The sequence below is a fragment of the Neobacillus drentensis genome (genome assembly GCF_036966985.1).
GTDB lineage: Bacteria > Bacillota > Bacilli > Bacillales > Cytobacillaceae > Neobacillus > Neobacillus drentensis_E.
This window is the reverse complement of the sequence record NZ_JBALSN010000238.1, coordinates 1-9,899: the sequence shown is the minus strand read 5'-3', so window position 1 is coordinate 9,899 and position 9,899 is coordinate 1. Positions and strand designations below refer to the sequence as shown.

Sequence of the window (9,899 nt, the reverse complement as noted above, 5' to 3'; positions counted from 1 at the left end):
GGCAATTAATTCTTCTTTTGTTGATGTATCTATCCCATAAAAACATGGATTCTTAATAGGCGGGGAACTGATTACCACATGTACCTCTGTCGCCCCTGCTTCTTTCAAGAGATTGACAATTCTTCTGCTCGTTGTCCCGCGCACGATTGAGTCATCGACCATGATAACCCGTTTCCCTTCCACGACTCCACGAACGGCCGAGAGTTTCATCTTGACCCCTTGCTCCCGTAACGATTGAGAAGGCTGGATGAAGGTTCTACCTACATAACGGTTTTTAATTAATCCCATTTCATAAGGAATCCCTGCTTCTTCGGCATAACCGATTGCCGCTGAGATACTTGAATCAGGAACGCCTGTGACAACATCGGCTTCAATTGGTACCTCTATTGCTAATCTTTTACCCATATTTTTGCGGGCGGTGTGCACATTGATTCCTTGAATATTGCTGTCCGGTCTTGAAAAATAAATATATTCCATCGTACAAATCGCTTTTGTTGAACTAACAGCGAATTGTTCAGATACTAGCCCCTGATCATTGATAATTAATAGTTCTCCCGGCCGAATATCGCGAATATACTCCGCTCCAACGACATCAAATGCACAGGTTTCCGATGCGACAACATAAGCATCACCCAGGGAACCAAGCGAAAGAGGTCTTAATCCGTGCGGATCTAGTGCCACCATTAATTCGTTTTCTGTCATAATCAAGTAAGCATATGCCCCTTTTAACATAGAAAGCGCGTTTTTGGCACGGTCCTTTGAATCGGAGTAGCCGCTTCTTTTCATTAGGTGCGCTAATACTTCAGTATCAGAACTTGTTTGAAAAATGCTTCCTTGAGCTTCCAACTGATGTTTTAATGAATTAACATTAACTAAGTTTCCATTATGGGCAAGCGCAAGACTTCCTGTTTGTGAATGGAACAAGAGCGGCTGAACATTCTCATAACCGCCGCCACCTGCTGTTGCATAACGAACATGACCGATGGCTGATGTACCTGTCAGTTCCTTCATCGCTTCCGTGGTAAAAATCTCAGCAACTAGTCCTTCACCTTTTACCCCTTTAAGCTGTTTGCCATCTGAGACCACAATTCCGGTCCCTTCCTGGCCGCGATGCTGCAGGCTGTGAAGTCCGTAATAGGTCAGCTGTGCTGCATCCTGGTGCCCCCAGACACCAAAGATGCCACATTCTTCATTTAATCCCTTGATTTCAGGTAGCATGGGATCGCCCCTTTCCAGGCCGCTTTTAATTCTTCAATCGAAGCTTCAAGTACTGTTGATTCACCATTTGTGATTTGCAGCTTTGCTGAATCATTCACTGTTCCAATTTGTACTGCGTCTACTAAACTTTCAAACTCACTCTTATCTTCTGCTTTTACTGTTAAAAGAAAACGAGATTGTGTTTCACTGAATAAAGCTGAGATTGAATTTCCAGCGATGCTTACTTCTGCACCGAGCTTTTCATTCCCGAAAAGACATTCAGCTAATGCAACCGCTAAACCGCCTTCTGATAAATCATGCGCGGATTCCACTACTCCTGCACGAATCGCAGCAAGAACCTGGTTTTGTCTTTCTTTTTCAATCGTTACATTTAATTCAGGAGCTTTACCGAATACTTTTCCGTTCAGAAGCTTTTGCAGCTCACTGCCGCCAAATTCATCCTTTGTTTCCCCTACTAAATAAATAAGGTCGCCACTCTGTTTGAAGTGCTGCGTTGTAATATGATCAAGATCTGTTACTAAACCAACCATCCCTACTACAGGTGTTGGATAGATCGCTGTGCCGCTAGTTTCGTTATATAAAGAAACGTTTCCGCCGATAACCGGTGTCTCGAGGACACGGCAGGCTTCGCTCATACCATCCGCTGCTTTTTCAATCTGCCAGAACACTTCTGGCTTTTCTGGGTTACCGAAATTTAAGTTATCTGTAATCGCTAAAGGCTCTGCACCAGAACATACAATATTACGTGCTGCTTCAGCTACGGCGATTTTCCCGCCTACTTCCGGATCCAAATAGACATAACGAGAATTACAATCGGTTGTCATTGCCAGCGCTTTTCGTGTGCCGCGAATTCTTACAACCGCTGCATCAGAACCTGGTGAAACGACCGTGTTTGTACGCACCATGTAATCATACTGCTCATAAACCCATTCCTTGCTAGCTACCGTTGACTGGCTTAAAAGGCTTACTAACGTTCCCTTCAAATCGTCTACCTGAGGAACTTCGTTTTCCATCGCTTGGAATTCAGCAAAATAGCTTGGTTCTTTTGATGGCTTATGGTAAACCGGTGCTTCTTCCGCTAGTGCATCAGCCGGAACATCCGCCACGATTTCTCCTTTATGGAATAGGCGCATCTGTTTATCGCTAGTAACCGTTCCAATCCCTACGGCTTCTAAACCGTATTTTTCAAAAAGCTCAACGATTTCCTGTTCTCTTCCCTTTTTAACAACGATAAGCATCCGTTCTTGGGACTCAGACAGCATCATTTCGTAGGCAGTCATTCCTGTTTCACGCTGCGGCACCAAGTCCAAATTCATCTCAATACCCATTCCAGCTTTGCTGGCCATTTCTGCAGATGAACTAATAAGTCCGGCTGCACCCATATCTTGAATACCAACTAGGGCATCACAATGAATCAGTTCTAGGCAAGCTTCTAACAACAGCTTCTCCATGAATGGATCGCCAACTTGAACCGCTGGACGATCTTCACTTGATTGTTCCGTTAATTCCTCAGAAGCGAATGTTGCACCATGAATTCCATCACGGCCGGTTTTTGCCCCAACATACATCACCGTATTTCCTTCACCATGTGCTTGCCCTTTTTTGATGTCTTTATGGTCAATTAACCCAACGCACATCGCATTCACTAACGGATTTCCATCATAGCAAGGGTCGAACTGGATTTCGCCGCCTACCGTTGGAATACCGATACAGTTTCCATAACCGGCAATCCCAGCAACAACCTCTTTGAATAAATAGCGGACGCGGGCAGAATCTAGTTCGCCAAAACGCAGTGAGTTCAACATTGCAATTGGACGCGCACCCATTGAGAAAACATCACGGATAATCCCACCTACACCTGTTGCTGCACCTTGATAAGGCTCAATTGCGGATGGGTGGTTATGACTCTCGATTTTAAAAACAACCGCTTGCCCGTCACCGATATCAACGATTCCAGCACCTTCGCCTGGTCCTTGAAGTACCTTTTCACCTGTAATAGGGAATTTTTTTAGAATAGGCTTTGAATTTTTGTAGCTGCAGTGTTCCGACCACATAACCGAGAAAAGACCTGTTTCGGTATAGTTTGGTGTGCGGCCAAGAATGTTTTCAACCATTGCAAATTCTTCATCGGACAAACCCATTTGCTGATAAATTTTTTCTGCTTTGATCTGAGTAGGATTTGGTTCAAGCGTTGACAACATGTGCTTCCCTCCAAGCTTTTACAATCGATTGGAACATCTTTAAACCATCGGCGCTGCCGAGTAATTCATCTACGGCTCTCTCCGGGTGTGGCATCATTCCAAGGACATTTCCTTTTTCATTAGTGATTCCAGCGATATCTGCAAGGCTTCCGTTCGGATTCTGATTATAGGTAAAGACAATTTGATTATTTTCTTTCAGACTCGTAAGGGTTTCCTCGTCACAGTAGTAGTTTCCTTCACCGTGGGCGACAGGGATGACGATCGATTCGCCTTTGCTGTATTCAGTCGTAAACATCGTCTGATTGTTTTCTACCTTTAACTCCACTGGCTTGCAAATAAAAGATAGGCTTTCATTACGTCTCATTGCACCTGGCAGTAACCCTGCTTCGAGCAGAATTTGAAATCCGTTACAAACGCCAAGGACCGGCTTTCCTGCTTCTGCCGCTTTAATGACTTCCTTCATGACATTACTAAATCTAGCGATGGCTCCCGTACGCAAATAGTCGCCATATGAAAAGCCGCCTGGAAGCAGAATTCCATCAAATTCTTCTAAGCTCTCAGAATCATGCCAAACATATTCAACCTGCTCGCCGAGTTCATCTTGAATGGCATGGAACATATCAATGTCACAATTCGATCCAGGGAAGACGATTACTGCAAATTTCACAGAGTAACACACTCCTCTACTTCGTAACGGTAATCTTCGATAACAGGATTCGCTAAAAGATTGGTACAGATTTCATTGATTACTTCATTAATATCACGCTCGGATTTTTCAATCGTTAATTCCATATATTTACCGATGCGCACATCGGCTACTTCCTTATAGTTTAAAGAGTGTAATGAGTTGGTTACGGCTTTCCCCTGCGGGTCTAAAACACTTTCTCTTAATGTGACAAATACCTTTACTTTATACATGCTGACGTCCTCCCAATCTCGCTAAAATATTTTCATAGGCATCTGTTAAGCTTCCTAAATCACGTCGGAATACATCCTTATCGAGCTTTTCATTTGTTTCTTTATCCCACAGCCTGCAGGTATCAGGGGAGATTTCATCTGCTAGTAATATAGTGCCTTCAGCGTCTTTTCCAAACTCAAGTTTAAAATCGATGAGACGTATGCCAAGGTCATTGAAAAAGCTTGCTAAAACGGTATTAATTTGGAGTGCCTTTTCTCGTAAAATTGCTGCCTCCTCGGTCGTTGCCACTTGCAATTCAAGGATGTGATCAATTGTTAAGAGTGGATCTCCTAGTTCGTCGTTTTTCAGGTAAAACTCAACGATCGGAGTAGTTAACTCGCGTCCCTCTTCGATTCCCAATCGATTAGCTAGGCTTCCTGCCGCAATATTTCGTACAACTACCTCAAGCGGAATGATGGTAACTTTTTTCACCAGCTGTTCTGTTTCGGAAACACGCTCAATAAAGTGGGACTCAATTCCCTGTTCTTTAAGCTTTAAAAATAGCAAACTAGTAATCTCGTTATTTAAACGCCCTTTTCCAGTTATGTCGGCCTTCTTTTGTCCGTTATAGGCGGTTGCTGAATCCTTATACTCAACCAAAACAATCTGTTCATCGTCAGTTGCGTAAATTCGTTTTGCTTTTCCTTCGTATAAAGGTTTTTTCATTGGAAAACGCCTCCTGTTTTGCAATATTGGGAATCTTCAGAGTGAGAGAGGAGCATAAGTGACCGAATTCTCGCTTTTTTCTCGATATCTGTCACTTAGGACCTCTCTATGTTACTGCAAGGGTACTTTTTTCTTGTTCTCGGTCACATAAAGCCTCTCTATGTTACCGCACAGCTTCTTTTTTCATGTCTTCGGTCACATAAAGCCTTATTCATTCAACCCTAAGCGGTCAAAAATAGTATCTACATGTTGCAGATGATAGTTATAATCAAAGCAATCAGCAATTTCGGTTTCTGATAGCAGTGAAGTAATCTTCTCCTCTGCTTCAATCAAGCTGCGGAAAGGAACTTGTTTTTCCCAAGCTTCCATAGCCTTTGGCTGAACCGTGTCATATGCTTCTTCACGTGATAAACCTTTATCAATCAGCGCAAGCAATACACGTTGGGAATAAATTAAGCCCAGTGTCCTGTCCATATTACGCTTCATATTCTCTGGATAAACCGTCAAGTTTTTCACAATGTTGCCAAAACGATTCAGCATATAATTCAAACCAATCGTTGCATCAGGTAAGATGATCCGTTCTGCTGATGAATGAGAAATATCGCGCTCATGCCAAAGCGGTACATTTTCATAGGCAGTAAGCATATACCCGCGAATCACACGAGCAATCCCCGTCATATTCTCGGAACCAATCGGATTCCGTTTATGCGGCATTGCCGATGACCCCTTCTGGCCTTTTGCAAAAAACTCTTCGACTTCACGCGTTTCACTCTTTTGCAGCCCTCGGACCTCAACTGCAAACTTCTCAATTGAAGTGGCAATCAACGCAATCGTTGACATGTAGTGAGCATGACGGTCACGCTGTAAGGTCTGCGTGGAGATTGGCGCTCTTTGCAGTCCTAATTTTTCACAAACATACTGTTCCACAAACGGATTAATATTTGCATAAGTCCCGACTGCACCAGAGATTTTCCCAAACTCGATTCCTTCTGCTGCCTGCTTAAATCGCTCTAGGTTCCGTTTCATTTCTTCATACCATAGCGCAAGCTTTAAGCCAAAAGTTGTTGGCTCAGCATGGACCCCATGTGTCCGTCCCATCATGACAGTAAGCTTATGTTCAATTGCTTTATTTCTTAAAATCTCAATGAAGTTTTCCAGGTCCTTTTGTAATATCGCATTGGCCTGCTTTAAGATATAAGATAGGGCCGTATCAACAACATCCGTTGACGTTAAACCGTAATGAACCCATTTCTTCTCTTCCCCTAATGTTTCAGATACCGCGCGGGTAAAAGCAACCACATCGTGCCGTGTTTCTTCTTCAATCTCTTTAATGCGGTCAATATTGAAGGAAGCATTTTCGCGTAACTTCTTCACATCTTCCTTTGGGATGTCACCTAGTTCTGCCCATGCCTCACAGGCTAGTATTTCTACCTCAAGCCAGGCATTAAAGCGGTTTTCCTCTGTCCAAATTGCTCCCATTTCCGGTCGTGTATAACGATCAATCATGTTTTATCCCCCGATCTTTTCTTTTACTGGTTTCCAGATGCTGCTCTCGTTAATTTCTGCAAGGGCCTCCTCGACACTTTCGCGCAAAATAGTCACATGCCCCATTTTTCGTTTTATTTTAGCTTCTTTTTTTCCATATAAATGAATCTTCCAGTCATTCAAGGCCGGTATTTCCTTATACAGTTGTTCAAGATGCTCTCCTAATAGGTTGACCATAACAGCCGGTTTTAATAGCCCCGTTCTCCCTAACGGCCAATTACAAATGGCGCGGATATGCTGCTCAAATTGTGACGTTTCACAAGCTTCGATCGAAAAGTGCCCAGAATTATGCGGTCGTGGTGCTAATTCATTAATATAAATGGTCCCATCATTAGTCAAAAACATTTCGACAGCAAGCGTCCCGACTAATTGTAACGAATCGGCCAGCTTATTTGCCAGCTGAACAGCTTCACTCTGTAAAACTTCTGATATTCTAGCTGGAACAATCGTTGTATCTAATATATTTTCTTTATGAATGTTTTCAGCCACTGGAAAAAATGTTGTTTCCCCATCAAGCTTACGTGTCACGATCACTGATATTTCTTTTTCAAAGGGTATCCATTTTTCTAATACACAAGCCCCATGTTCCAGTAATGGTTCACCCTTTGACAAATCCAGCGGTGTTCTAATCACCAGTTGGCCCTTGCCGTCATATCCGCCTCTTGCCGTTTTCAGGACAGCCGGATATCCGATGGTATTTATTTTTAAAAATAATTCCTCGAGGCTGTTTACCACTTCATATGGTGCGACTTCTACACCTGCTTGTTGGATCGCTGCCTTTTCCTTAATCCTGTCCTGCGTGATTGTTAGTAACCGCGGGCCTTGCGGCACATTTGCTTGGTTACATAACCACTCTAGTGTATCTGCATCAATGTTTTCAAATTCATAAGTTATGACATCACTAACTTCTGCTAATTTACTAATGGCTTCGCGATCATCATAAGCCCCAATGACCTCAATATCTGCAACTTGTCCGCACGGAGAGTCCGTCGTTGGTTCTAACACAGCAATCCGGAAGCCTTGAGCCTTTGCCGCTAGAGCCATCATTCTGCCAAGTTGGCCGCCGCCGATAATTCCAATTGTTTCTCCTGGTAAAATCGTTTTGTTAGACAAGTTGATCACTACTTTCTAATACTTCTTGTTTAATGGCTTCTCTTCTTGCTTCTAATTTCCCAGCTAATTCAGCGTCACCCGTTGCTAATATTTGTGCTGCTAGTAAACCAGCATTCGTTGCACCTGCTTTGCCTATTGCCACAGTAGCTACGGGTACACCACCGGGCATTTGGACGATAGACAGCAATGAGTCTAACCCCTTTAAGGCCTGTGTTTGGACCGGAACACCGATCACTGGCAAAGTAGTTTGTGCTGCTACCATCCCAGGAAGATGGGCCGCTCCGCCAGCTCCGGCAATAATCACCTTTAAACCTCTTTCTCTGGCTTCCTTCGCATATGTAAACATCAAATCAGGTGTCCGATGGGCTGATACCACCTTTTTTTCATAAGCAATTTCAAACTGGTCGAGAACCTCACAAGTATGTTTCATTGTTTCCCAATCCGATTTACTCCCCATGATCACTCCAACAAGAATGGACATCGAAAATCCCCCTTTTTTCCCAAATAAAAAACCCGAAACAAATAGCTTCTCATGTAAGAGAAAGCCATTTGTTCGGGCATAGTGGCAGTGGATAACAAATTAAGGGTCCTGCCCTTAATTATACCGAACATATTGACTTTCCCTCATAGTCCAATAATTTACGGTTATTGGGTAGAAACTTATGGGCCATATTCCCATGGATATACGAGGGTAAAGATAAATTGTTATTGATTAATTCACTTCTATATCTTACAATCATCTTCATTAGGTGTCAACCAATTAATCGAACATTATTTTTAAATACTACCTTAATGTTCGTGTTTTACTCTATTAATGTGCCCTCAAAGATAATTTGACGGGCAATTGGTTCATAAATCGTTTCATTGCCTTTTTTAATTTCTTGAAATATCGGCTTTTCCGTTCGGCGTACAGGCGTATAGCCCAACTTTTTCATTCTATTCAAGCAGTCCTCAATACTCTCATTTGATTGTACCTCAAATTGCATTTTCTTTTTACCCATTACCATTAAGTACCTCCCTTTCCACTTTTATTTTCCCCCTTTTAAAAAAACATTGTCAACCGGCTTTACTAACATTGTGTCTTCTGCCAATTTTATTTCATAATCAAACAGTGTCTGAGCGATAATCCGCCTCGCTTCTTTTGCCGCATCCCAGTATAAAGTATCATCAACAAGGCCTGTAACCGTATATTCAATTCCTCGGTATCCTGAATTGATGGTGGTCATCCCATATACTTGGAATGGTTCTATCGGGCAATTAACGGGGTCTAACTTTAAACATGCTTCGTGCAGCTCATTGATTTTTTCACAGGCAATCTCAAGAATTTCAAACACCCTTTCAGGATTTTCCCGATAGCTTACCACTATTCTTTCAATCACCCGCATTTGTTCAATATTGAAGTTATGAATCTGTTTTATTTCACCATTGCTGATCGTTAAAACCTTGCCACTCCATTCTCGAATTTTTAAGAATCTTAATCCTATATCAACAACTGTTCCATTAAAGGTATTATTGATGGTGATAAAATCACCTTTATGCAGCTGCTTTTCATAAATCAAGAAAATACCTGATAGAATATCCTTAATGATGCTTTGCGCCCCAAACCCAAGGATTACCCCGAGTATACCTGCCCCAGCCAAAATTCTTCCAAAATTACTAACATATTGAGATATGGCAAAAAAGATGAAACTGAGAGTTGCCGTATATTTGGTTAAAGAGCGAATCATGCTTTCAATCGTCTGCTCTATCCGTTCTTCAATGAAATGGGTTTTTAGAAAAAAGTTATGCACGGTTTTATTTATGATAAAAACAATGACTCTTGCAATAATAGCTGCTAATAAAATGCTTGTCAGTTTATAGTGATGCAGCAAATCCATCCAATCCATATCCATCAAACCACCCACTTGTCTTCCAATCATACCTTAGTGTTTGCAATGTTTGATGTTAAAAACTATGTGTGGAAAAATAATTTAATGTAAACCAAAAAGAACAACCCCGCTGAGTTGTTCTTTTTGAAAGGTGTCACTTTAAATTGACTTGGATGCAGCAGCTTTGCCGATGATTATCATGAGTCTTAGCTAGAATGACATGTCTAGGCTTTTTTCATCGTTTGTTGACACTGTGAGCTTTACAGAGTGCCCGTTCCAAACTTATTTCTTCGTCCATGGGCACTGTGAGCTTTTCAGAGTGCCCGTTCC

10 protein-coding genes and 1 riboswitch are annotated in these 9,899 nt (G+C 42.2%); all 10 genes read right to left on the bottom strand.

The window, feature by feature from the left end; genetic code table 11:
* Window positions 1–1,218 (bottom strand): amidophosphoribosyltransferase (gene purF / locus V7659_RS16115; protein ID WP_335540856.1); only part of this gene is annotated, 1,218 nt, incomplete at its 3' end.
* Complete coding sequence (gene purL, locus V7659_RS16110) at window positions 1,194–3,419, bottom strand: phosphoribosylformylglycinamidine synthase subunit PurL (RefSeq protein ID WP_335540855.1); 2,226 nt, start codon at window positions 3,417–3,419, stop codon at window positions 1,194–1,196. The genes purL and purF, both read right to left, overlap by 25 nt.
* Window positions 3,403–4,086, bottom strand: coding sequence for a phosphoribosylformylglycinamidine synthase subunit PurQ (gene purQ, locus V7659_RS16105; RefSeq protein ID WP_335540854.1), 684 nt, complete (start codon window positions 4,084–4,086; stop codon window positions 3,403–3,405). Before purQ ends, purL begins: the two co-directional genes overlap by 17 nt.
* Window positions 4,083–4,337, bottom strand: coding sequence for a phosphoribosylformylglycinamidine synthase subunit PurS (purS, locus tag V7659_RS16100; protein ID WP_098934680.1), 255 nt, complete (start codon window positions 4,335–4,337; stop codon window positions 4,083–4,085). Before purS ends, purQ begins: the two co-directional genes overlap by 4 nt.
* Entirely contained in the window at window positions 4,330–5,043 is a 714-nt protein-coding gene (gene purC / locus V7659_RS16095; protein WP_283877125.1) for a phosphoribosylaminoimidazolesuccinocarboxamide synthase, read from the bottom strand. Before purC ends, purS begins: the two co-directional genes overlap by 8 nt.
* A 207-nt stretch (window positions 5,044–5,250) precedes the next feature.
* On the bottom strand, window positions 5,251–6,549 hold the full coding sequence (gene purB, locus V7659_RS16090; RefSeq protein WP_335540853.1) for an adenylosuccinate lyase: 1,299 nt from the start codon (window positions 6,547–6,549) through the stop codon (window positions 5,251–5,253).
* A 3-nt stretch (window positions 6,550–6,552) separates the two neighbouring features.
* Window positions 6,553–7,701, bottom strand: coding sequence for a 5-(carboxyamino)imidazole ribonucleotide synthase (purK, locus tag V7659_RS16085; RefSeq protein ID WP_335540852.1), 1,149 nt, complete (start codon window positions 7,699–7,701; stop codon window positions 6,553–6,555).
* The gene (gene purE / locus V7659_RS16080) at window positions 7,694–8,182 is read right to left on the bottom strand and encodes a 5-(carboxyamino)imidazole ribonucleotide mutase (protein ID WP_335540851.1); all 489 of its coding nucleotides are present in this window, start codon (window positions 8,180–8,182) and stop codon (window positions 7,694–7,696) included. Before purE ends, purK begins: the two co-directional genes overlap by 8 nt.
* A gap of 126 nt (window positions 8,183–8,308) precedes the next feature.
* Window positions 8,309–8,410: riboswitch (purine riboswitch) on the bottom strand.
* A 94-nt stretch (window positions 8,411–8,504) separates the two neighbouring features.
* Complete coding sequence (locus tag V7659_RS16075; RefSeq protein WP_335540850.1) at window positions 8,505–8,708, bottom strand: NETI motif-containing protein; 204 nt, start codon at window positions 8,706–8,708, stop codon at window positions 8,505–8,507.
* A 21-nt stretch (window positions 8,709–8,729) separates the two neighbouring features.
* The gene (locus V7659_RS16070; protein ID WP_420491374.1) at window positions 8,730–9,587 is read right to left on the bottom strand and encodes a mechanosensitive ion channel family protein; all 858 of its coding nucleotides are present in this window, start codon (window positions 9,585–9,587) and stop codon (window positions 8,730–8,732) included.
* Window positions 9,588–9,899: the final 312 nt, after the last annotated feature.